21 protein-coding genes are annotated in these 23,184 nt (G+C 66.9%); 3 read left to right on the top strand and 18 right to left on the bottom strand.

Annotated features, from left to right (window positions below):
• Nucleotides 1–57: 57 nt before the first annotated feature.
• Together OHA42_RS15870 and OHA42_RS15865 are read right to left on the bottom strand one after the other, a co-directional pair.
• Nucleotides 58–603, bottom strand: a complete 546-nt coding sequence (locus tag OHA42_RS15870) for a hypothetical protein (RefSeq protein WP_406237883.1) — start codon at nt 601–603, stop codon at nt 58–60.
• Nucleotides 604–654: 51 nt separating this feature from the next.
• A complete protein-coding gene (locus OHA42_RS15865) occupies nt 655–1,983 on the bottom strand; it encodes a DNA polymerase IV (protein ID WP_406239391.1) in 1,329 nt (442 codons plus the stop codon).
• Between the two features lie 384 nt (nt 1,984–2,367).
• Between OHA42_RS15865 and OHA42_RS15860 the strand changes: the two genes are divergently transcribed.
• The 3 genes from OHA42_RS15860 (at nt 2,368) to OHA42_RS15850 (ending at nt 3,669) form a co-directional block, all read left to right on the top strand.
• Nucleotides 2,368–3,243 carry a UTP--glucose-1-phosphate uridylyltransferase gene (locus OHA42_RS15860; RefSeq protein WP_406237881.1) on the top strand — a complete coding sequence of 292 codons (876 nt, stop codon included), beginning with the start codon at nt 2,368–2,370 and terminating at the stop codon, nt 3,241–3,243.
• 106 nt (nt 3,244–3,349) lie between these two features.
• Entirely contained in the window at nt 3,350–3,472 is a 123-nt protein-coding gene (locus OHA42_RS15855) for a hypothetical protein (protein WP_406237879.1), read from the top strand.
• A complete protein-coding gene (locus tag OHA42_RS15850) occupies nt 3,469–3,669 on the top strand; it encodes a hypothetical protein (protein ID WP_406237877.1) in 201 nt (66 codons plus the stop codon). The genes OHA42_RS15855 and OHA42_RS15850 overlap by 4 nt, the downstream gene beginning before the upstream one ends.
• Before the next feature lie 43 nt (nt 3,670–3,712).
• On the opposite strand, the gene OHA42_RS15845 is transcribed toward OHA42_RS15850, so the two are convergent.
• From OHA42_RS15845 to murF, 16 genes are all read right to left on the bottom strand, one after another.
• Nucleotides 3,713–4,270 (bottom strand): C40 family peptidase, encoded by a 558-nt coding sequence (locus OHA42_RS15845; protein ID WP_406237875.1) that lies wholly within the window; start codon nt 4,268–4,270, stop codon nt 3,713–3,715.
• Nucleotides 4,271–4,669: 399 nt separating this feature from the next.
• Entirely contained in the window at nt 4,670–7,870 is a 3,201-nt protein-coding gene (ileS, locus tag OHA42_RS15840) for an isoleucine--tRNA ligase (protein ID WP_406237873.1), read from the bottom strand.
• Nucleotides 7,871–8,160: 290 nt separating this feature from the next.
• Nucleotides 8,161–8,361, bottom strand: a complete 201-nt coding sequence (locus OHA42_RS15835; RefSeq protein ID WP_328411425.1) for a hypothetical protein — start codon at nt 8,359–8,361, stop codon at nt 8,161–8,163.
• A 65-nt stretch (nt 8,362–8,426) separates the two neighbouring features.
• Nucleotides 8,427–9,284 (bottom strand): DivIVA domain-containing protein, encoded by an 858-nt coding sequence (locus tag OHA42_RS15830; RefSeq protein ID WP_328411423.1) that lies wholly within the window; start codon nt 9,282–9,284, stop codon nt 8,427–8,429.
• A 69-nt stretch (nt 9,285–9,353) separates the two neighbouring features.
• Nucleotides 9,354–9,656: a YggT family protein gene (locus OHA42_RS15825; protein ID WP_228000883.1), complete on the bottom strand. Its 303-nt coding sequence runs from the start codon at nt 9,654–9,656 to the stop codon at nt 9,354–9,356.
• Nucleotides 9,657–9,745: 89 nt separating this feature from the next.
• Nucleotides 9,746–10,531: a cell division protein SepF gene (gene sepF, locus OHA42_RS15820; protein ID WP_328411421.1), complete on the bottom strand. Its 786-nt coding sequence runs from the start codon at nt 10,529–10,531 to the stop codon at nt 9,746–9,748.
• Nucleotides 10,532–10,718: 187 nt separating this feature from the next.
• Nucleotides 10,719–11,480 carry a YggS family pyridoxal phosphate-dependent enzyme gene (locus OHA42_RS15815; RefSeq protein WP_406237870.1) on the bottom strand — a complete coding sequence of 254 codons (762 nt, stop codon included), beginning with the start codon at nt 11,478–11,480 and terminating at the stop codon, nt 10,719–10,721.
• A gap of 67 nt (nt 11,481–11,547) precedes the next feature.
• Nucleotides 11,548–12,276, bottom strand: a complete 729-nt coding sequence (gene pgeF / locus OHA42_RS15810; protein WP_406237869.1) for a peptidoglycan editing factor PgeF — start codon at nt 12,274–12,276, stop codon at nt 11,548–11,550.
• A gap of 120 nt (nt 12,277–12,396) precedes the next feature.
• Nucleotides 12,397–13,638 (bottom strand): cell division protein FtsZ, encoded by a 1,242-nt coding sequence (ftsZ, locus tag OHA42_RS15805; RefSeq protein ID WP_379072367.1) that lies wholly within the window; start codon nt 13,636–13,638, stop codon nt 12,397–12,399.
• Nucleotides 13,639–13,949: 311 nt separating this feature from the next.
• Nucleotides 13,950–14,612 (bottom strand): cell division protein FtsQ/DivIB, encoded by a 663-nt coding sequence (locus tag OHA42_RS15800; RefSeq protein WP_406237866.1) that lies wholly within the window; start codon nt 14,610–14,612, stop codon nt 13,950–13,952.
• A 6-nt stretch (nt 14,613–14,618) separates the two neighbouring features.
• Entirely contained in the window at nt 14,619–16,142 is a 1,524-nt protein-coding gene (murC, locus tag OHA42_RS15795; protein WP_328411412.1) for a UDP-N-acetylmuramate--L-alanine ligase, read from the bottom strand.
• Nucleotides 16,139–17,260 carry an undecaprenyldiphospho-muramoylpentapeptide beta-N-acetylglucosaminyltransferase gene (gene murG / locus OHA42_RS15790; RefSeq protein WP_406239389.1) on the bottom strand — a complete coding sequence of 374 codons (1,122 nt, stop codon included), beginning with the start codon at nt 17,258–17,260 and terminating at the stop codon, nt 16,139–16,141. Before murG ends, murC begins: the two co-directional genes overlap by 4 nt.
• A gap of 5 nt (nt 17,261–17,265) precedes the next feature.
• Nucleotides 17,266–18,828, bottom strand: a complete 1,563-nt coding sequence (gene ftsW, locus OHA42_RS15785; protein ID WP_406237865.1) for a putative lipid II flippase FtsW — start codon at nt 18,826–18,828, stop codon at nt 17,266–17,268.
• 129 nt (nt 18,829–18,957) lie between these two features.
• Nucleotides 18,958–20,403, bottom strand: coding sequence for a UDP-N-acetylmuramoyl-L-alanine--D-glutamate ligase (gene murD, locus OHA42_RS15780; protein WP_406237863.1), 1,446 nt, complete (start codon nt 20,401–20,403; stop codon nt 18,958–18,960).
• A 49-nt stretch (nt 20,404–20,452) separates the two neighbouring features.
• On the bottom strand, nt 20,453–21,529 hold the full coding sequence (gene mraY, locus OHA42_RS15775) for a phospho-N-acetylmuramoyl-pentapeptide-transferase (RefSeq protein ID WP_328411404.1): 1,077 nt from the start codon (nt 21,527–21,529) through the stop codon (nt 20,453–20,455).
• Nucleotides 21,526–23,127, bottom strand: a complete 1,602-nt coding sequence (murF, locus tag OHA42_RS15770) for a UDP-N-acetylmuramoyl-tripeptide--D-alanyl-D-alanine ligase (RefSeq protein WP_406237860.1) — start codon at nt 23,125–23,127, stop codon at nt 21,526–21,528. Before murF ends, mraY begins: the two co-directional genes overlap by 4 nt.
• Between the last annotated feature and the right edge of the window lie 57 nt (nt 23,128–23,184).

Raw genomic sequence — 23,184 nt, 5'->3', positions numbered from 1 at the left:
AACGTGTTGCCTGCGCGGCCGACCCCCGAGCCGAGCGGGGGCCGACCGCCCGAGGAACTAGCTGGTGCAGGCCACCGACTGCTGGCCGAGGTTGCTCAGCATGGTGCAGGCCCAGGTCTTCTGGACCTTCCACTTGCCGTCTTCGGCGACGAAGGGCACGTCGACGATATTGGTCTGGCCGTTGAGGGTGAAGTTCGCCTTGGCGTTGACGCTGTCGCCGAAGGGGGTCACCTCGGTGACGGCGACCTGGACGTTGGCGCTCTTGGCGGCCTCGGCAAGACGGTTGGGCAGCTCCGGGTCGGCCTGCGCGCCCTGGACCATGTCGAGCTTCTCGGTATTCGGGATCGACGGATCCAGCGCCTTCTGCAGTGCCGTGTTCAGCTCCGACACGGTCGGGACCGGCGGCAGGTTCGAGCTCGCCGACGCCGCGGCCTTGGCACTGGTCGTAGTGCGGGCCGGCTTGGCGGTGTCCTTGTTGTCGTCGCCACCACAAGCGGTCATGCTCAGCGTGGCGGCGATGGCCAGGCCGGCGATCGCGATGCGTCCAGTCTTACGAAGCTTCAACTGCTCGTCCTTTACGTTCGAGTAGGTACGGGTCAACACGGACAGCGTCCAACCGAACGGCAACGCTGCACGAGTATCACAGGCTACCGGTCAGCGGAGACTGCCTAGTGGATCAGCCCGGGACAAACTGATGTCGTCGGCAGCGAACGTACGCGCCGGGCCGGGCCCTGTCGAGCTGGTCTCGAACCGGACGGTGACCACACCCAGTCCCGCGCCCTGCACCCAGCCGTGTCCGAATTCGGGATGCACCACGTCCATGCCCGGATACCACTGGGTTGCCCGCCGCGCCGTCGAATCGGCTTGCGGCGCCTCGGAATCCGACCTGACGGCGGGCGCGGGCACCCATTCGGGCTCCTCGGTGTGCTCCTCGACAGGCGATTGATCCAGCTCGGGGAACAGCGATTCCTGCCGCACTGTCGAGAGCCCACCGAAGCTCACGCCGACCAACCGGATCGGGCCGAGCTCGGCAGGATCGATCGCGGAGCGCTGCGCGGCGGTGCACAGGGTGGCCAGGTCGGCCGTGGCGTAAGGCAGGGTGAACGATCTCGTCACGATGCTCATGTCGGATTTCTTGAGCTTCAGCACCACCGTACGGGCGGCACGGCCATCCTTGCCGAGCCTGGTGTGGGCGGCGCCGGCCATCGCCTCGATCGCGGGCCGCAGCTGGGCGAGGGTGACAATGTCGTTCTCGTAGGTGGTTTCGGCGCTGATCTGTTTGGCCTCGGCGCGTTCGGCCACCGGACGGTCGTCGATGCCGCGGGCCAGCCGGTGCAGCGCCGCACCGATACTGCCGCCGAGGATCGATACCGCCTCCGACTCCGGCAGCGCCGCGAACGCGCCGACGGTCTCGATTCCGAGCGAGCGCAGCCTGCTCTCGGCCACCGGCCCGATCCCCCACAGTTTGCGCACCGGAAGACCGGCGAGCAGCTGCTGTTGGTCCTCCGGCGAAACCACTCGGATGCCATCGGGTTTGGCCAGACCGGAGGCAATTTTGGCCAGCTGCTTACCGGTTCCGGCGCCGACCGAGGCGACCAGTCCGGTCCGCTCGCGGACCAGCGCCCGCAGTTGCTCGCAGAATTCGTGCACCTGTTGCGCGCTCGCTCCTGCCAGTTCGGCCGGCTCGCCGAACGCCTCGTCGAACGACAGCGTCTCCAGCACCGGGATCCGGCTGCGCAACGCATCGAACACCTGCGCGCTCAGCACGCTGTAGACCGCACCGCGCGGCGGCACCACCACCGCGGCGACGCCGACCAACCGCCGGGCCTGATGCATCGGCATCGCCGAGCGCGCGCCGTACACCCGCGCCTCGTAACTCGCTCCCGCCACGACACCGCGCCCGCCGGTGCCGCCCACCAGAACGGGACGCCCACGCAGCGTCGGACGGGTCAGTTGCTCGACCGAAGCGAAGAAGGCGTCCATATCGATATGCAGCACCCACCGGCGGGCCGTGCGGCCGGTGACGGACGCCGCGACGCCTGCCGCTTTTCCACCCGCCGCGCCCACGTCGCCACCTGTCGCGCCTGCGGCGATGGTGGTGTCGTCGGTGCTCACGACCCGAAATCTACGCCGCCCTACCGACAGATCCGGCATGCGCAGGTCTGGGCGGTCACTGTCGGGTTGCTATAGATATCGGGTAACGGCCGCCACGGCCGCCCTGCCGCGTGACCGCGGCGCATGCGATCCCGCGAACAGGCCGTGACCTGCCCTGATCGGCCCAACGCCCGATGTATCCGCATACAACTGCCCAACCATCGCTTGCCGGGATCGGGCTTTTCGGCCACACCGATATGTGATGATCGGTTCATGAAGATCCGCAAGGCCGTGATCCCGGCCGCCGGAATCGGCTCCCGACTCCTCCCGCTGACCAAGGCCATCCCCAAAGAGATGCTGCCCGTCGGCGACAAGCCGGTCATCGAGCACACCGTCCGTGAGCTGGTCGCGTCGGGCATCACCGACATCACCATCGTCGTCAGCAGCGGAAAGTCGTTGATTCAAGACCACTTCCGCCCCAACCCGGCATTGGTCGCGCAGCTGCGCGCGGACGGCAAGACCGCCTACGCCGACGCCGTCGAAGAGGTCGGTGAACTCTCCCGGCTCGGCCACATCACCTACCTCGACCAGCACGGCCCTTACGGCAACGGCACCCCGGTCCTGAACGCGGCCCGCAATGCCGGCGACGAGCCGATGCTGGTGCTGTGGCCCGACGACGTCTTCGTCGCCGAGGTGCCGCGTGCCCAGCAGCTCATCGACGCCTACGAGGCCACCGGCTCCCCGGTGCTCGCACTGATGCCGATGGACCCGGCCGAATCCCAGCGCTACGGCGTACCGGTGGTCGCCGACGACCAGGGCAACGGCCTGCTGCGCATCACCGGCCTGATGGAGAAGCCCAAGCCCGAGGACGCGCCCTCCGACTTCGCCGCGATCGGCGGCTACGTGGTCACCCCCGGCATCATCGATGAGCTGCGTAGGCAGACCGAACGCTGGTATCAGCACCGTGAGGGCGAGGTCTACCTGACCGATGCCATCAACGTGCACGCCGCGGAGAACCCGGTCTTCGGCCAGGTCATCCGCGGCCGCTGGTACGACACCGGCAACCCCGCCGACTACCTGGTCGCCCAATTCGCCTCGGCCCTCGCCCATCCCGAATACGGACCGAGGCTGCGCACGCTCTTCGACTGACGGCGCGCAGCCACCCCGCCAAAAGCGGCTCCGACCGGCACCCGATCCGGCTGCCTCCTGTCGGCGACCAGCCGCGCCGGGTTCGTAAAACCTTGCCTCACAACGAATGCGGACACCGGAAACCGCGGCGCGACCGGCGCCGCTGACGAACGCCGCACCGCTGGCGGTGCGGCGCTCTCAGCCCGCGCGGTTGGCGCTGTCGAGCATCGCCGCCATGACCGACCCTTGATCGCAGGTGGCGGCGAGCTGACCACTTACCGTCCCGGTCCGCCGATGATGGCGCTGTCGCTCGGACCGCACGCGGGCGTGGCATTTACCCCGCGCACCGGCCTGCTCGGAGCGAAAGCGACTGTACAGGCGAAGAGCTCGACGCTGCGCACGTCGTTCTACGAGGAGCTGTTCGGCCTGACGGCACGCTCGAGGTAGCCAGATCGCCGCCGGTCGGCCGCGACCCGAGGCAGCGCCGGTTTCAGAAGCGGCGGATGGCGAAGATGTCGAACTCGCCGAGCGGGTGCAGACCGACGGGAACGCCCCAATCGTGGGCGTCGAGGATCTGCCCGAAGCCGGCGTAGATGCCGACATGGGAGGCGTCGTCGTTGAGGATGACGACATCACCCGGCGAGAGTGCGGCGAACGGGACCGCAGACCCGACCCTGGCCTGCTCCCAGGTGGTGCGCGGCAGCTTGACCCCGACCTGACGGAAGGCCCACTGGACCAGGCCCGAGCAGTCCCAGGTGAAGGGTCCCGTCGCACCCCATTCGTAGGGCTTGCCGACCTGCGTCGCGGCCGCGGTCAACGCGCCGAGTCCAGCGGTACTCGGCAGCGGCAGCATTGCGGAGCCGCTGGAACTGCCCGAACCTGACCCGGAATTGCCCGAACCCGACCCGGAACTGCCCGAACCCGACCCGGAACCTCCCGAACCCGAGGCGCTCCCCGAATCACCGCGCACCGGTCCGGCTAGTAGGAACGTCACGACCGTGGACACCAGAAACCCGATGGCTATCCGGCGCAATGGTTTTCTCGTCACGTGCTCGCCCCTTCCGTCGACCCGGCTACCGCGCGGCACCGGCCTCGTCGATGGAGTGGAGCCGCACATAACAGCACCTGAACCAGACCCGAATATGGCGTCGGCACAAGGTATTTCAGGTGGATCAGTACAGCACGAACAGTCACTGCCGTAACAGGAGTACTGCTACGCACCAGCAGTAACATTGTTGATTGTGCCGGCCCTTTCAAGATCGCGACAAGCATTCCAGCAAATCTTCAGCATGTGATCTTGATCACAATCACTAGGTCGGGTGCGACCTTCGCGAGGAGCGAGGCCACGAGCCGAGCATCGGCCTTCTCATCCCGTGCACCGAGAACGAACACAAAACGCGGGGCGAGACCGAATCGGTCCCGCCCCGCGCTGTCGATCGAATACCGGTCAGACCTTGGCGATGGACACCCGCACGCCGCCGACGATGTCGGCCGCATCCGCGCCCGGGTCACCAAAAGTCAGCTCGGTGGCCAGGATCTCACCAGCGATGAGGTCGCGATGGGTCTGCGCCCAGGCCGCCTGCTCGGCGGGCACCCCGAGGACCACCGTGATGCGGTCGGAAACATCCAGCCCGGCGGACTTTCGGGTCTCCTGCAGATCGCGGATCACATCGCGGGCCCAGCCCTCGGCCTCCAACTCCTCGGTCACCACCGAATTCAGCACCACCAGCCCGGCATTGCCCGGAAGCGCCGCGGTGGACTCGGGCTCGGCGGCAACCAGGCGCTGGGTGTACTCCTCCGGCAGCAGCTGGATGCCCGCCGCCGTGACAACGCCATCGGCATCCTCGGACCACTCGCCCGCCTTGACCGCCTTGATCACCGTCTGCACGTCCTTGCCGAGGCGCGGACCCGCGGCACGGGCATTGACGACCAGCTCGAACCGGCCGTGTACGGCGACGTCGGTGGTCAGATCGACCTTCTTGACGTTCACCTCGTCGGCGATGATGTCCGCGTACGGGCGCAGTCGATCGGCGTCGGGCGCGGCGATGGTCGCCTCGGCCAGCGGCAGCCGCACTCGCAGGTTCTGGGCCTTGCGCAGGCTCAGCACTGTCGAGCAGACCACGCGGACCTCGTCCATCGCGGCGACCAGCTGCGGATCCTGCGGCAGCTCACCCTCCTCGGGCCAATCGGTCAGATGCACCGACTGCTCGCCGGTCAGGCCGCGCCAGATCACCTCGGAGATCAACGGCAGCAGCGGGGCGGCCAGCCGAGTAACCACCTCCAACACCGTGTGCAGGGTATCGACAGCGTCGCGGTCCTCGCTCCAGAACCGCGAACGCGACCGGCGCACATACCAATTGGTGAGCGCGTCGGCGAACGAGCGCAGCTCGTCGCAGGCGCCCGCGATGTCGTAGCCCTCCAGCGCCTCGGTCATCACATCCCTGGTGGCGGCCAGCTTGGCCAGGATGTAGCGATCGAGCACATTCGTGGAGTCGGTACGCCAAGTGCCCGGCCGGGATGCGTAGAGCTGCAGGAAGGTCCACGCATTCCACAGCGGGCGCAGCGCATGGCTGACGCCTTCGCGGATGCCGCGCTCGGTGACGATGAGGTTGCCGCCGCGCAGGATCGGCGAGCTCATCAGGAACCAGCGCATCGCATCGGAGCCGTCCCGGTCGAACACCTCGTTCACGTCCGGGTAGTTGCCCTTGGACTTGCTCATCTTCAGCCCGTCATCACCGAGCACGATGCCGTGCGCAGCAACGGTTTTGAAGGCGGGGCTGTCGAAGAGCGCGGTCGAGAGCACGTGCAGCGTGTAGAACCAGCCGCGGGTCTGCCCGTTGTACTCGACAATGAAATCACCGGGGAAGTGGCCGTCGAACCACTCCTTGTTCTCGAACGGGTAGTGCACCTGGGCATACGGCATCGAGCCCGACTCGAACCAGCAGTCCAGCACCTCCGGCACCCGCCGCATGGTCGACCTGCCGGTCGGATCGTCGGGGTTGGGCCTGGTCAGGTCGTCGATCATCGGCCGGTGCAGGTCAGTCGGGCGCACGCCGAAATCGCGCTCCAGCTCATCGAGCGAGCCGTAGACGTCGGTGCGCGGGTAGGCCGGATCGTCGGACACCCACACCGGGATCGGGCTGCCCCAGTAGCGGTTGCGGCTGATGTTCCAGTCCCGCGCACCCTCCAGCCACTTGCCGAACTGGCCGTCGCCGATGTGCTCGGGCACCCAGCTGATCTGCTTGTTCAGCTCCACCATCCGGTCGCGGAAGGTGGTGACCGCAACGAACCAGGACGGCACCGCCATGTAGATCAGCGGCTGGCCCGAACGCCAGCTGTGCGGGTAGGAGTGCTCGATCGTCTCGTGCCGCAACAGCTTTCCCGCGGCCTTGAGGTCCTTGATGATCACCGGGTTGGCGTCGAAGACCATCAGACCCTCATATGGCGGCACCATCGAGGTGAACTTGCCGCCCGGATCCAGCGGCTGCACCAGCTCGATGCCGTTGGCGGTGGCGACATCCATGTCCTCCTCACCGAAAGCGGGAGCGAGATGGACGATTCCGGTACCGGAGTCGGTGGTCACATAGTCGGCGGTCAGCACCCGATGGGCACGCGGGTGACCGACGAAGAAATCGAACGGCGGCTCGTAGGACAGATCGGCGAGCGCGGCGCCGTCGTACTCCGCGAGCACCTCCGGCTCCTCGCCGAACTCGCGGGCGTAATGCGAGACCCGTTCGGCGGCCAGCACATACCGCTTGCCGTCGGATGCGCGCACCTGCGCGTAGCGCACATCGGGGTGCACCGCGATAGCGAGGTTGGAGGGCAGGGTCCATGGTGTGGTGGTCCAGATCAGCGCGTTGGCGCCGTCGAGCGCGTGCAGCGGGTGCTCGGCGGGCACGCGCAGCACCATGTCGACGGTGACGGCCGGATCCTGACGCATCTTGTAGGCGTCGTCGAGCCGGGTCTCCTGATTGGACAGTGGAGTCTGCTCGTACCAGCTGTAGGGCAGCACCCGGAAGCCCTGATAGATGAGGCCCTTCTCGTACAGCGACTTGAACGCCCACATCACCGACTCCATGAAGTCGAGATCCAGTGTCTTGTAGTCGTTGTCGAAGTCGACCCAGCGCGCCTGACGCGTCACGTAATCGCGCCATTCACCGGTGTAGCGCAGTACCGAAGATTTACAGGCGGCGTTGAATTCCGCCAGCCCCATCGCATCGATCTGTGATTTGTCCGTGATACCGAGCTGCTTTTCCGCCTCGATTTCCGCGGGCAATCCATGGCAGTCCCAACCGAATCGCCGATCGACGCGCTTACCGCGCATCGTCTGGAAACGCGGAACGAGATCCTTCACATAGCCGGTGAGCAAATGCCCGTAATGCGGCAGACCGTTGGCAAACGGCGGGCCGTCATAGAAGACGAACTCCCCGGCGGGAGCGACGGGCCCGGAGGAGGCGGCCTGCGTAACCACGGAGGACTCCGCGGCCGCCAATGACACTGCACCCGAACGGTTTTCAATGCTGGCGCGGAAGGTGTCATCGGCCGACCAAGCGTCGAGGACACGTCGCTCCAGGTCAGGGAAGGACGCCCCGGTGCCTGCGCCGAGGTCGACGCGTGGGTATGCGCTACTGGAAGTGTCGTCCGCCATCGCGGATGCCGTCTCCTCGTGCCGCCGCGCCGTAGGCGCGTATGTGTCAGCACGGGGACGATTCCGGCGCCGGTTGCGCCGATACCGCGGTACCACCCCGCTTGTCCAGCGGCAACTGCGCCGGACCTCTCATTGCAAGCTGTGACGGGCTCACCCGTTCGGTTCTACTGAGCGTGCCGAGTGTTCGCTCGTGCCGCCGTTCTTCCGAAGACTCCCCGGTGATGGCCGGATCAACGCCGCATATGTTTGATTCTAGCCACTGCGGTCAAACCAGTTCTGGTGGCCCGACCTCAACGTTTAGCATGTCGTCCCGGCGGTGGTGCGGAATCGCTGTCCGGGCTCCGCATGGACAGCGCGCTCACCAACAGCAGCACGGCACCCAGTACACAGACAACGATGCATCCCCACGCCCACACCACCGATCCGGTGGTCAGCGCGGCCACTAGCAGGGCAAAGCCGATAGCGGCAAGGACGAGCGTCAAGACGAGCATGTTGACCCCCTAGGCATGCCAGGCGGCAGGACTACAAAGGCGGCCATGTCGGCCTGATAACGAGACTACTTGCCACCCTTGGCAAACGAGGCCGGCGCGAGATTATTGGCAGTATTGGCATCGGCGAAGGCGCCGTCGCCATCGACCGGGACGGCAGAGCCACGGTTCTCCAGCTCCTCGAGCTGCGATTCCAGGTACGACTTCAGCCGCACGCGGTATTCGCGTTCGAAGGTCTTGAGCTGCTCGATCCGGCTCTCCAGCACGCTGCGCTGCTGGGTGATGGTTGCCATGATCTCGGTGTGCTTGCGCTCGGCGTCTGCCTGCAGTGCGTCGGCCTTCTCCTTTGCCTGACGCAGCTGGTTGTCCGAGCGGGTCTGCGCGTCCGACAGCATCGCATCCGACTTCTGACGAGCGTCGGCAATCATGGCCTCGGAGCGAGTACGGGCATCTCCGACGAGTCGCTCGGAATTTGCCCGAGCGTTCGAAAGCAGGTTCTCCGCTTCGGACTTGGCATCGCTGGTCAGCCGGTCCGCCATCTCCTGGGCGAGGCTGAGCACCTTGGCCGCCTGCAGGTTGGCATCGGCGCTCGGCGCTTCCTTGGCGACGGGCGGGGCCACCGGCATCGGGGCGGGCGGCGGGGCCTGCTGCACCGGAGGCTTGATGGGCTCCGGCGGCGGGGCCTGCTGCACCGGAGCTTTCACCGCATTGGGGCTGGCAGGGCCGCGATTCTTCTTGGCATCGGCCAGTTCCGCGTCCAGCTCGGCGACCCGTTGACGCAGGTCGGCGTTCTCCTCGATCAGCCGCGAGAGCTCCTGCTCCACGAGATCCAGGAAGGCGTCTACTTCATCCTCGTTGTAGCCGCGCTTCCCGATCGGCGGTTTGCTGAACGCGACGTTGTGCACATCGGCTGGGGTCAGCGGCATGGAAGGATCCCTTCACGCGTCTTTTGGAGATCTAGCAGATCTAGCAAGCTATCTTCTCGGTTCATTCTGTCACACCGGGGCTACCGGTTGCCCGAGCCTGCCCACGATCGACATCAGGATGAAGACGATGAAAAGCAAGACCATAATCGACAGATCGAGTCGAATTCCCCCCAGTGACACCGGTGGTATCAACCGCCTCAGGAGTTTCACCGGAGGGTCTGTGATCGTGAAGATCACCTCGAGGATGACGACTACGAAGCCGCTCGGGCGCCAGTCGCGAGCAAAACTACGGATGAACTCGACGATCACCCGGCTGATCAGCAACAGCCAGAAGATGAACAGTACGAAGTACAGCACCGCGAACAAGGCCACGACTTCACTCTGCCCGAAAATTCCCGCCGCGCAAAATGACCACACCGCCCCATGCGTGACAGGTCTGAGACCACCCCCGGATCACACCGCTATTTCTGGTTGTAGAAGCCGGTTTCCGCGATCCTGCGCCGCTCCTCGGCCGATACGTCCACGTCGGCCGGTGAGAGCAGGAACACTTTGGTGGCGACCTTGTCGAATGAGCCACGCAGGGCGAAGGCCAGGCCTGCGGCGAAATCGACGAGCCGCTTGGCATCGGCGTTGCTCAGGTCGACCAGGTCCATGATCACCGGGTTGCCCTCACGGAACCGCTCACCGATGATGCGGGCCTCACTGTAGTCACGCGGGCGCAGCGTCGTGATCTTGGACAAGGGACCTCCGTCCTCGAAGATCCCAGGACGACGCGCAGGGGCGGGCTCGGGGCGCACGCGCTCCTCCAGCCGCCGCTCCTCGGCATCGGGATCGACGGCGAGCGCACCTCTGGTGGCTCCCCGCATCATCGGCGCGTTGCCACCGGCACGGAATCGGCCCGCGGTCGGTGCGGACTCGATCCGGGTCGGGCGACGCGGCGCCTCGTAGCGGTCGTCACCGTAGGGCTCGTCGGCGTAGTCGTCCCGACGGGACACCGGGTACCCGGCCTTGTACGGAGACTTGTAAGCCGGCTCCGGGTAATCGGATTCGTCATCGAAGCGATCGGCACCGTACCGATCGTCCGAATAACGGGGGGCGCCATAGCCCCCACGGTCGGAGTAGTCACGGGGCCTACGGGTGGCACGCTCGTCCACGCCACGAGGGGCATGCTCGGCGACATAGTCGTCTTCGTAATCCTCGAGCGGAACCATGCCGAAGTACGCCTTGAACTTGTGCAGCGTGCTCATGACTGCGCCTCGCTGTCGCTCGGCTCCGTCATGACCACGATTGTGGCTGCGTCGGTTACTCGCTCGCTGCGCTCGCTCATTCTGGTCGACCTTCCTTCGGCCCCGGTGGCGGCCGGGTGTTGAAGTCTTGCTCAGCCCTCTTCTGCCCCAAGCATATGTGTCGAATGTGACTGATGAGGTTTCTTTGCTACGCCGAGGTTATCGGTCGGGCGCCCATCAAGGCGGTTCCGACACGCACACACGTGGAACCGTGTTCAATCGCCGATTCCAGATCACCGGACATTCCGGCGGAAAGTTCTCGTGCGCCGGGATGGTCACGCAGTAGCCGGGCATGCACCGCGGCAAGGCGGGCGAACGCGGCGGTGGGGTCGACATCGAGCGGCGGAATCGCCATCAGCCCAGCCAGCCGCAGCCCTGCGGCGTCGGCAACCCGGTCTGCCAGCGCCGCAAGCTCTTCCGGCGCGACGCCGCCGCGGCCGGGATCCTCATCGAGGCTGACCTGAACGAGCACCTCGACCGGGTCGGTCCGCTCCCCCGCATCCACCGCGGCGCGCGCCGCGGTGTCAAGAGCCATTGCCAGTCGTTCGCTGTCCACCGAGTGCACCGCATAGGCCCAGCGCGCAACGGTGCGTGCCTTGTTGCGCTGCAATCGGCCGATCATGTGCCAGCGCACATCCACCAGCCCGCCCAGCTCGACCGCCTTCGCGGTGGCCTCCTGCTCCCTCGACTCGCCGAACTCGCGGCAGCCCAATCGGTGCAGGATGGCGACATCGGCGGCCGGGAAGAATTTCGTCACCGGTAGCAGCCGCACCGACGCCGGGTCACGGCCTGCCGCTCGACACGCCGCGCCGATCCGCTTGTTCAGCCCGGCCAGGTTCTCCGCCAACTCGGCGGTCCGGCCGTCTACTGCCTCGGCCGCAATGGTTTCCGACTCCGCCGCAGCACTCATGACACCGCCGCCTCGGCGCTCGGCTCCGTCGAAACCGCCGGTGCGGCTGCGCCGATGCTTCGCTCGCTCATGCGTCCGCCTGTGCCCAGATCACACTGCCTATCCTGCCGGTAGGCGCGCCGCGGCGGTGACTGAACAGGGTGCGATCCTCGATGGTGCAGCGTGGATCGACCGCGACGGCGGCGACACCGGCCTCGGTGAGCTGCCTGCGGATTCCGGCGCGCAGGTCCAGTGCGGGGGTGCCACGCACGGTGGTGGTCGCGCTGCCGGGCAGATGCGCCTCGACATCGGCGCGCATCGCGGCGGGCACCTCGTACTGGCGGCCGGAGGCGGCCGGGCCGAGGAAGGCGCCGATCCGATCGAGCCGGGCACCGACGGAGATCATCGCGTCGAGTACCCGTGGCACGATGCCGATCCGAGCGCCGATGCGTCCAGCGTGTACGGCGGCGACCACGCCCGCTTCGTCATCGGAGAGCAGAATCGGCACACAGTCCGCGCTCAGGACCACCAGCGCGAGCCCCGGCACGGTGGTCACCAGCGCATCGGTCGCAGGAACCGGCTCGGACCTCGGGCCATCGACAATTTCGACATGGCGGCCGTGGATCTGTTCCATCCACACCAGCCGCTCGGGCGCCAGCCCGATTCCATCGGCCAGCCGATCCCGATTGCGCTGCACCGTCGCCGGATTGTCCCCCACATGATCGCCGAGATTGAACGAATCGTACGGCGGTGCCGAGAAGCCCCCCGCTCGCGTGGTGGTCACCCGTCGAACGGTCAGCGTCGGCGCAATCGTCATGACACCAGCCTAACGGCCGGCGCCGCTCGGCCCCGAATGCGCGTATCCCACGTCACAGCCGTTTTCGGCCCCCGTCGTCCCGGCGGCCACCGGGACCCGGCCCCTGCCGGATCCTGCTTCTTACCTGCGCATGAACGAGGGCACGTCGACGTCGTCATCATCGTCACCCGAATCCGGGGGTTCGATGTGCGTGCGCGAGTTGTTGGCGATCGTCGGCTCGGCGAGGGTGCGTGCGCGTTCGCTGTCCCGATAGCTGGGCACGGATCCCCGAGTGGAGGCTGACTGGCTTGCGGCAGAAGAGGTTTCGGCACGCGAAGACGCCGCCACCTCGCTGGTGCGGCTCTGCGCGATTTCGCCTGCGCGCGCGGAACCGATCGTGCCCCGGTTCGCGGGTTCGAAAGTACGCCGCGCGGGCGCGCCGCTGTCGAAGCCCGCCGCGATCACGGTGACGCGTACTTCGTCGCCGAGCGAATCGTCGATCACTGTGCCGAAGATGATGTTGGCCTCGATGTGCGCGGCCTCCTGCACCAGCGAGGCCGCCTCGTTGATCTCGAACAGGCCAAGGTCGGAGCCGCCCGCGATCGAAAGCAGCACACCGTGCGCGCCGTCCATGGACGCCTCGAGCAGCGGTGAATTGATGGCCGACTCCGCGGCTTTCACCGACCGTCCCTCACCACGCGCCGAACCGATGCCCATCAGCGCGCTGCCCGCGCCGGACATCACGCTCTTGACGTCGGCGAAGTCGACGTTGATCAGGCCGGGGGTGGTGATCAGGTCGGTGATGCCCTGCACACCGTTGAGCAGCACCTCGTCGGCGGAGCGGAAGGCGTCCATCAGACTCACCGCGGCGTCGCCGAGCTGCAGCAGCCGATCGTTCGGAATGACGATCAGCGTGTCGCAGGACTCGCGCAGTAGGTTGATGCCCACCTCGGCCTGGTTGCCGCGCCGCTTGCCCTCGAAGGAGAACGGCCTGGTCACCACACCGATCGTGAGGGCTCCGAGCTTGCGCGCGATCTGAGCGACGACCGGTGCACCACCGGTGCCGGTGCCACCGCCCTCGCCCGCGGTGACGAAGACCATGTCGGCGCCCTTGAGCACCTCTTCGATCTCGTCCTTGTGATCCTCGGCGGCCTTGCGGCCGACCTCGGGGTCGGCACCGGCGCCCAGGCCGCGAGTGAGTTCACGACCGACGTCGAGCTTGACGTCGGCATCGCTCATCAGCAGGGCCTGCGCGTCAGTGTTGACCGCGATGAACTCGACTCCCTTGAGACCTTGTTCGATCATCCGGTTGACGGCATTCACACCGCCGCCGCCGATACCGACGACCTTGATCACTGCAAGGTAGTTGTGCGGGGGCGTCATTGGCTCTCGCCTTCCTTCGATCTAAAGCCTGTCGTTTTCGGATTCTCAACACTCGGCCGGGAGCAAACCCTAAACCTCAACCATAGGGTTGGCGTTATGTCAAGTATCCGACTGGTGCGGAACGCTATTCGCCGCCGCCGCGATCCGTGCGCAGGCGCGCCGAAACGAGTGAGGAGAATCTTGTGTGATCCCTCTCGTCTCGCCGCGCAACACACACTATCGTGGACGGTTGCCCCCGGCGCCCCGTCTCGGTGACCACCTCCGAAAGCGGAGCAGTCCACCGAAAATTCCCCGGGCGCAATGGGTGTCGATCACCTTACCGTGACGAGATTCGGACTCGAAACGTCGTAGACCGTGCCGTCCCTGGTGAGCAGCGGCAAAACCACAGCCGCTTTGCGTTGGGCGTCGTTCGTCCCGCCCCACAGTACCGTGCGGCCATCGTGCAGATTCAGCGAAATATCCGAAATCGACCGCGCGACAACCTCGCCCACCTGAACACTCACCGCGGGCGGCAGCGCAACCAGCACCGATACCGCGGCCCGGGTGACGGGATCGTCGGCGCCGGGATGCCCGGTGAGCAGTTTCGGCACACCGATCGGGGCGGGCTCGATTGCGAATTCGACGCTTTCGCCATCCACCAGATGCGCCCCCTGCGGGCTGTCGAAGAACAACACGGGGGTGCGCTCCTCCACCGTGACCTTGACGGTCGACGGAAATACCCGCTGCACCCGAACCGTGTGCACCTTCGGGATGCCGGCCACCCGCCCCGCCACCGATGTCGTATCGATACGCAGCATCGAAAGACCCGACGGGATCTCCAACTGCACGCGCACCTGTTGTTCGGGCACCGCGACCAACCCGTCGATCCGGACGGTGCGCACCGAAAGCATGGGCGTGAACCAGGCCAGGACACCGAGAACGACGAGCACGCACACACCGAGCGATCCCCACAGCCGGATTCGTCGCCACGGCATCGCGTCTCACCGCCCGTACTGTGGACGAGCTCGCAGCCCGTCGAGAATTTGGCTGCCGAGCATCGTCACATCACCTGCACCCATGGTGATCACCACATCGCCCGGCAGCGCCAGCGCCGCGACCTGACGGCCGACCCGCGACATATCCGGTTGGTAGTGCACAGGTTTGGTGACCGACTGCGCGACAAGCGCACCATTCACCCCGGGCAGCGGCTTTTCTCGCGCACCATAGACATCGAGCACGACCACCTCGTCGGCCAGGCTCAGCGCGGCGCCGAAGTCATCGGCGAAAGTGGCGGTGCGGCTGTAGAGGTGCGGCTGGAACACCACGATGACCCGGCCCTGTCTGGAACGGGCGCCATCGCGGGCTTCCTGCTGGACCAGCTCGGCGGCGGCGCCGAGCACCGCGCGTACCTCGGTCGGATGGTGGGCGTAGTCGTCGAAGACGCGAACACCGTTTTCCCGTCCCGCGAACTGGAACCGGCGGTGCACCCCGCCGAAACCCTCCAGGCCCTGGACGATTTCGGCCACGTCTGCGCCCGCGGCGCGGGCTGCGAGCAGCGCGGCGAGCGCGTTGAGCGCCATATGCCTGCCGGGCACGGAGAGCCGCAGGGTGCGCGGCGCGGGCTCATCGGCGAGCTGGAACTGAACGACGCCACCGACATCGCGCGGCTCCCAGCTGTGCAGGCGCACCCCGACCGGCACCGGCGCGTCGGACAGCTCGCCCGAGCCGTAGCCGAGCACCCGAATGTTCTTCTCCGCGAGCCGGGCGCCGACGCGTTCGGCCAGTGCCAGCGAACCGGGATCGTCCAAGCACACCACCAGCAGTCCGCCCGCGGAGAGCCGATCGGCGAAATCGTCGAAGACCTGCACATAGGCCTCGTCCGAGCCGAAGAAATCCAGGTGGTCGGATTCGATATTGGTGACCACCGCGACGTGCGGGTCGTATTGCAGCAGCGAGCCGTCGCTCTCGTCGGCCTCGGCGACGAAGATCTCACCGGTGCCGTGGTGGGCGTTGGTGCCCGCCTCGTTGAGTTCACCACCGACGGCGAAGGACGGATCGAGCCCGCAGTGCTGCAGGGCCACGATCAGCATCGACGTGGTGGACGTCTTACCGTGCGTGCCGGAAACCAGCAGCGTGCGATGCCCCTGCATGAGCGAGGCGAGCACGGTGGGACGCAACAGCACCGGGATGCCGCGACGATTCGCCTCGACCAGTTCGGGATTGGTCTTCGGTATGGCGGCATAGGTGGTGACCACCGCGGTCGGGCCACCGGGCAGTAGGTCGAGCGCGCTGCCGTCGTGGCCGATGCGCACTTGCGCACCACGAGCGCGCAGCGCGAGCACGCCGCGACTCTCCTTGGCGTCCGAGCCGGACACCGCACCGCCGCGCGCGAGCAGAATGCGCGCGATGCCGGACATGCCCGCACCGCCGATGCCGACCATGTGCACCCGCTCGAGTTCGGGCGGCAGCGCCGACCGCGCGTCCACGGCGGCGGCTTCCACCTGATTGACGCTCGATTCGCTCATCGGCCCGACACCTGCACGACGATCCGCGCGACTTCGTCCGCGGCATCACGGTGCCCGGCGCCTGCGGCGGACAGGCTCATCTCGATCAGCCGTGCGGGGTCGGTCAGCAGTGGGATCACCTCATCGATCACATATTTCGGGGTCAGTTCGGAATCCGCCACAATTCTGCCACCGCCTTGGCCGACAACCGGCCTGGCGTTGAGCTCCTGCTCGCCGTTGCCGTGTGGCAGCGGCACATAGAACGCGGGCAGACCGACCGCCGACACCTCGGCGACGGTCATCGCGCCGGACCGGCAGACGACCGCGTCCGCGGCAGCGTAGGCCAGGTCCATGCGGGAAAGATACGGCACGGCGACATACCGCGATCGGTCGTCACCCGAGTCCGCGACATCGAGTGTGTTCTTGGGGCCGTGCGCGTGCAGCACCGAGATGCCTGCCGCGGCAAGCTGCGGCGCGGCGGCGGCGACCGCCTCGTTCAGTGTCCGCGCGCCCTGCGAGCCGCCGAACACCAGCAGCACCGGGCCCGTGAGGGGCAGACCGAAGTGTGCGCGCGCCTCGGCCTGCAAGGCCGCGCGGTCCAGCGACGTAATGGAGCCACGGACCGGAATGCCGACGACCTCGGCATGCGGGAGCCCGGAATCGGGCACCGCGGCGAGCACGCGGTCCGCGCGGCGGGCGCCGACCTTATTGGCAATGCCTGCTTTCGCATTCGCCTCGTGCACCACCACCGGCACGGCACGCCTGCGCCGTAGCACCCCTTTGCCCGCGGCCAGGTAGGCGGGCAACGCGACGTAGCCGCCGAAGCCGACGATCACATCGGCCTCGACCGCATCGATGATCGCCCTTGTCCTGGCCACCGAGGCACGGACACGACCGGGCAACCGCAGCAGATCGGCGGTCGGCTTACGCGGCAGCGGCACCGGCGGGATCAGTTCGAGCGGATAGCCGCGCTCGGGCACGAGGCGAGTTTCCAGTCCACGTTCGGTGCCGAGGGCGGTCACCCGGATCGAATCGTCGAGGCGTTTGAGCGCATCGGCGACGGCGAGTGCCGGCTCGATATGTCCCGCGGTGCCACCACCCGCGACAATCACCGACAGCGGTCGGCCTGCTGGCCGCACGTCACTCACCTGGATCTTCCCCGATCTCTCGCATGATTCACCGGATAATTCGGCTCCCAAGCCCTGGTCGCCCGCAGCGAACTCGTGCCCCGGCGCTCCGGGGCACGACGTCTGCCGGAATCGGAGCCGGGCTGTGGACGCCGCGCGGGCGGCAGCGCCTGCCGTGCCCGATCGGCACGGGCCTTCTCTGCGGACCTGGCCGCCCTGGCCGCGGCCGAGCGCGCCCTTGCCGCGTCCGCCCGTGCGGGGGAATACACCTCCGGCTTCGGCAGCCGAAGCAACCTGCTGAACCGACCGTCCTGCCCGGCGTGCAGTGCGGCGACCGCCTCCGGTTCGTGCCGGGCGGCGTTGGCAATGAGGCCGAACATCAAAAGAGTGATCGCCAGCGATGAGCCGCCAGCCGAAACGAGTGGCAGCTGTAGTCCGGTAACCGGAAGCAACCCGACCACATAACCGATGTTGATCAGGGCCTGGCCCGCGATCCATGTCGTTGCGGACGCAGTCAGCAGCCGCAAGAACGGATCCGCGGACCGGCTGGCGATACGGATGCCGGTATAGACGAAGAGAGCAAGTAAGGCGAGCACCAGACCGCAGCCCAGAAAGCCGAGTTCCTCGCCGATGATCGCGAAGATGAAGTCGTTGTGGGCATTCGGCAGGTAACTCCACTTGGCTCGACTCTGTCCCAGTCCTCGACCCCAGATGCCGCCATCGGCAAGCGAGTACAGCGCCTGCCGTGCTTGGTAGTTATCGCCCTGTGTGTCGGTACCGGGGTTGAAGAAGGACCGAACCCGATTCGATCGATAGCCAGCAGACATCGCGAGAACGCCCGCCGCGATCACACCTGAGATCGCGATGGTCACAAAGAGCCGAACCGGCAATCCTCCGTACCACAACAGCGAGCCGAGGACGAGACCTACCGCGACCGTAGTGCTGAGATTCGGCTGTACCACAATCAACAGGCAGACCAGCAGGCCAGCCGGGACAAGGGGCACCAGAATGTCTTTGAGGCTCGCCTGATCGGACCGTCGGGAAGCAAGTAGATGCGCGCCCCACACGATCAACGTGACCTTCACGATCTCCGACGGCTGTACCGATACCGGACCGAACATCAACCAGCGTCGCGCGCCCTGCACGCTGGTACCGATGCCGGGAACCAGCACCAGCAGCAGCGCGAGCACCGATAGCGCAAATGTCGGGAACGACGCTTGTCTCAACAGGCGCAACGGGATTCGCAGCGCGATGTAGAACAGCACGGCGCCGAACACTGCGAACAGCGCCTGCTGATTGAACAATGAATACGCCGAGCCGCCCCCCGCATACTCCACGACCCCAGATGCCGAGAGGACCATTACCAGGCCGAGTGTCGTCAGCAACGTGGCGATAGTGACAACCAGATGGAATGACGCAAGCGGCCGCGCCAGCCATGAACCGGCGCGCGCGCCCAGCCAGCGAGCCGATGCCGACGGCCCGCTCACCTTCTGCGAGCTACCGGTCGGCGCAGATTTCCCGGGCTTACTCATGCGGTCACGCCGACTTCTTCGGGCCGGTATCTCCGCGGCGGCAGTCATAGGTATGACCAGCAGCCGCACCGATAACGGTCGATCCTGTCACGACCTGATCAATCCGCGATAGCCACCGGCCCTTTCGCTCCGTCTCGAGCGAAAGGGGCGCCACGTGCTGAGCGCGTATCACGGAGATCATCGGAATTCCCCGGCCTCAGCGGTTCCCAGATCACCGTCTTCCAGAGCGTGCACCGCCGCAGCGAAGCTGCGCCCGCGGTGCGTGTAGTCGGCGAACATGTCCAGTGAGGCCGCGGCCGGAGCCAAAAGCACGGTATCGCCTTGACGGGCGAACCCGGCCGCCGCGCGCACGGCCTCGGCCATGACGGCGTCGGCCTTCTCGGTTCTGCCCATTCCTGCATCGTCTCCCGCGCGCACCTCGACGACCGGGATCTCGGGCGCGTGTCGCGCCAACGCAGCCGCGATTATCGGCGCGTCGACCCCGAACAGCACGGCGGCGACCAAACGCTCGGCAACCTCTTGGACGAGATCCTCGACCGCCGCGCCCTTCAATTGCCCACCGGCGAGCCAGATCACCTGTGCGTGGGCCAGGATCGACGACCGCGCGGCATGCGGATTGGTGGCCTTGGAATCGTCGATGAACTCGACGCCGTCCAGCTCACGCACGAAGGCCGCGCGATGCGGACCGACCTTGTGCTCGATCAGCCCCTCGCGCACGAACTGCGGTGCGACATCGATGGCCCGGGTCAGCGCCGACGCCGCCAGTGCATCGGCGATGCCTGCGGGTCCCTGCGGGCTGATGTCGCCGACTTCGGCCAGGATCGCTGCCTTGGTGAAGGCACGATCGAGCAACTTGCCGTCGACGACGCCGAGCTCACCGTCGGCGGGCACGCCGATCCGGAAACCGATGACCCGACGGGCTTTCGCACGGCGCGCGAGCGAGGCGGCGACCGGATCGTCGAGTCCGACCACACCGATCCGCCCGACCAGCGCGCGTGCCTTCGCGGCGGCGTAGGCGTCGAGGCCGCCGTGCCAATCCAGGTGATCCTCTGCCACATTCAGCACCACGCCTGCCTCCGGTCGCACCGAAGGCGCCCAGTGCAACTGGAACGAGGACAATTCGACCGCGAGCACCTGCGGACCGGGGTTGCGCCGCAGCGCATCCAGGATCGGCAGCCCGATGTTGCCGCACGCCACACTGGCGATGCCCGCGGCGCGCAGGATCGAATGCACCATCGAGGTGGTAGTGGTCTTGCCGTTGGTTCCGGTCACCACCAGCCACTTGCGGACCGGGCCGTAGATCCTGGCCTGATCGACCCACCAGGCGAATTCGACGTCGCCCCACACCGGGGTGCCCTCGGTCACGGCCGCGGCGAGCACCGGCGAGTCCGGCCGCCAGCCCGGGCTGGTGATGACCAGCGCGAAGCGGCTCCAGTCCGCGGACTCCAGTTCGGTGCACGTCGCGATGTCGAGGCCGAGACCGGCCGCCTCGGCGAGCGCGGACGCGCCGCCATCGGTGACCACCGGCCGGGCGCCGATATCGCGTAGCGGCTCGATCAGCGAGCGTCCGGAGACGCCCCAGCCTGCCACGAGAACATCACGGCCACGCAGAAATTCGAGCATGGGCCCCGGCGTTCGCAGGGCCCTCGGAGAATGTTCGACCATCGCTAGTTCACCCGACCGCGGAGAGATATTCGCTGTAGAACAACCCGAGTCCGACCGCGGAAGCGATCGCCGCCAGCAACCAGAATCGGATGATCACCGTAGTTTCAGCCCATTTGCTCAGCTCGAAATGATGATGGAACGGCGCCATCTTGAACAACCGGTTGCGCGTAGTGCGGTACACCGCCACCTGTAGCACCACCGAGGCCGCCTCCGCCACGAACAACGCGCCGATGACGACCATCAGCAGCTCGGTCCTGGTGGTGATGGACAAGCCCGCCAGCATGCCGCCCAAGGCGAGCGAGCCGGTGTCACCCATGAAGATCTTGGCGGGCGCAGCGTTCCACCAGAGGAACCCGACGCACGCGGCAGCACCCGCGGCACAGACCAGGGCCAGGTCCAGCGGGTCACGCACGTTGTAGCAACCGGCTTCCGGTTTGATCGCGCAGGCGTGGTAGTACTGCCAGAACGAGATGACCACGTAGCCGCCGAGTACCAGACTCATCGAGCCTGCGGCGAGACCGTCGAGACCGTCGGTGAGGTTCACCGCGTTAGACCAGGCGACCACGATGATGCAGACGAACGCCAGGAAAATGATCGCGCCCATCGACACCGTGGTGATGTCACGGACGTAAGACAAGTGCCTGCTCGCCGGAGTGAGCCCGTTCGCGCCGCGGAACTGTAGGGCGAGGACACCGAAGATCACCGCGGCGGCCAGCTGGCCGAGGTACTTGCCTGCGGCGGTCAGCCCGAGATTGCGCTGCTTGCGCAGCTTGATGAAGTCGTCGAGGAAGCCGACGAGGCCGAGTGCGGTGGTCAGTCCGAGCACCAGCAGTCCCGACGCGGACGGGCCCTCGGCGTCGTAGCCGATGCCGATCAGATGCGAGCCGAGGTAGCCGGCCCACAGGCCGATCAGGATGGCGACACCGCCCATGGTCGGGGTGCCGCGCTTGGCCTGGTGGCTGGCCGGGCCGTCGACCCGGATCTCCTGGCCGAACCCCTGCTTGGCGAAGGTCCGAATAAGTAGCGGCGTCAGCAGGATCGACACCGCTAGCGCGATGCCCGCCGCGAATAGAATCTGCCTCATCCTGCTGCCTCCGTGTCAGATCCCGCCCTGGTCCCACCCACGTGACCCCGCGCACGCTCCGTACCGGTCAGATATTCGGCGACCTCCCACAGGCCAACCGACTTCGATGCCTTGACCAGCACCACATCGCCCGCCTCGACTTCCTCGTCGAGCAGCGCGATGGCCGAGCCGATATCGGGAACGATGATCGACTCCTCGCCCCATGAGCCTTCCATCACCGCTCCCTGGTGCATCGCCCGGGACGGCCTTCCGGTCCCGACCACGATCAGCCGGTCGACATCGAGGCGTACCGCCAAGCGTCCGATCCGGTCGTGCTCGATCACCGACTCCTCGCCGAGTTCGCCCATTTCGCCGAGCACTGCCCAACTGCGCCGCGCGGTATCACCCGCGCGCGACATGGTGACAAGCGCCTTGAGTGCGGCCCGCACCGAATCAGGATTGGCGTTGTAGGAATCATTGACCACGGTGACGCCGTCGGCGGTGGTCCGCACATCCATTCGACGGGCCGATGCAGCATGAGCGCCGGAGAGCGCTTGCGCGATGGTGTCGAGATCGGCGCCGCATTCCAGGGCTACCGCGACGGCGGAGAGGGCATTGCCGACCTGATGTTCGCCGTGCACGGCCAGTTGTATCGGGATGCTGCCGGACGGCGTGTGCAGCGTGAAGGCTGCCCGCGCTTCGTCGTCGAGCCGGATATCGGTGGCTCGGATGTCGGCACGCTCGGCCTGCCCGACGGTGACCACGCGTGCGGTCGTGCGGTCGGCCATTGCGACGACTTGCTGATCATCGGCATTGAGCACTGCGAGTCCGGCGGTCGGCAACGCCTCCACCAGTTCGCCCTTTGCCTGGGCGATCGCCTCGCGACTGCCGAATTCGCCGAGGTGGGCGGTGCCGACATTGAGTACGACGCCGATCCGCGGCGGCGCGACCTTCGCGAGAGCGGCGATATGGCCAGGGCCGCGGGCGGACAGCTCCAACACCAGGAATCGGGTGTCGGCATCGGCGCGTAGCGCGGTCCACGGATGGCCGAGCTCGTTGTTGAACGATCCCGGCGGGGCCACCACCGGGCCGAGCGGAGCGAGCACGGCGGCGAGCAGGTCCTTGGTCGAGGTCTTGCCGGAGGAACCGGTCACCCCGACGACCGTGAGTCCGCCTGTCGCGGTGTTGGATTGGCGGCGCTCGCGGGGCTCTGCGTGGTCACGCTCCGCTACCTCCTCCGAGCCCGCCGCGGAAAGCCGTTCGACGCTGACCCGCGCCAGCGTGGCCAACGCGGCCAGTACCGCAGCGCCCGAGCCGTCCGAATCATGGGCCAGTGCAACCGAAGTTGCCGGAACCGCGCCCGCGGCGGGCGTCACCACGATGGCGGGCGCCCCGACCGGCCGAGCGGCCAGGACCGCGACTGCGCCCGCGGCAACCGCCGCTGCGGCGAAATCGTGACCGTCGGCGTGCTCGCCGGGCAGGGCAAGGAACAGATCTCCGGAACCGATTCGGCGCGAATCGAATTCGACCGAACCCGTAACCGTCACCTCCGGGTCGGGGACGTCGTGCAGCGTGCCGCCGACGACGTCCGCGATCTCCCGCAGTGTCATCTCGATCATGAAACCGTCAAGTCCTCCGCGTCCGTACCGTGCGGACTTCGCTGTGCCGACTGGAAA

It is taken from the genome of Nocardia sp. NBC_01009 (assembly GCF_045208035.1).
Classification (GTDB): Bacteria; Actinomycetota; Actinomycetes; order Mycobacteriales; family Mycobacteriaceae; genus Nocardia.
This window is presented reverse-complemented; position numbering and strand designations above follow the sequence as displayed.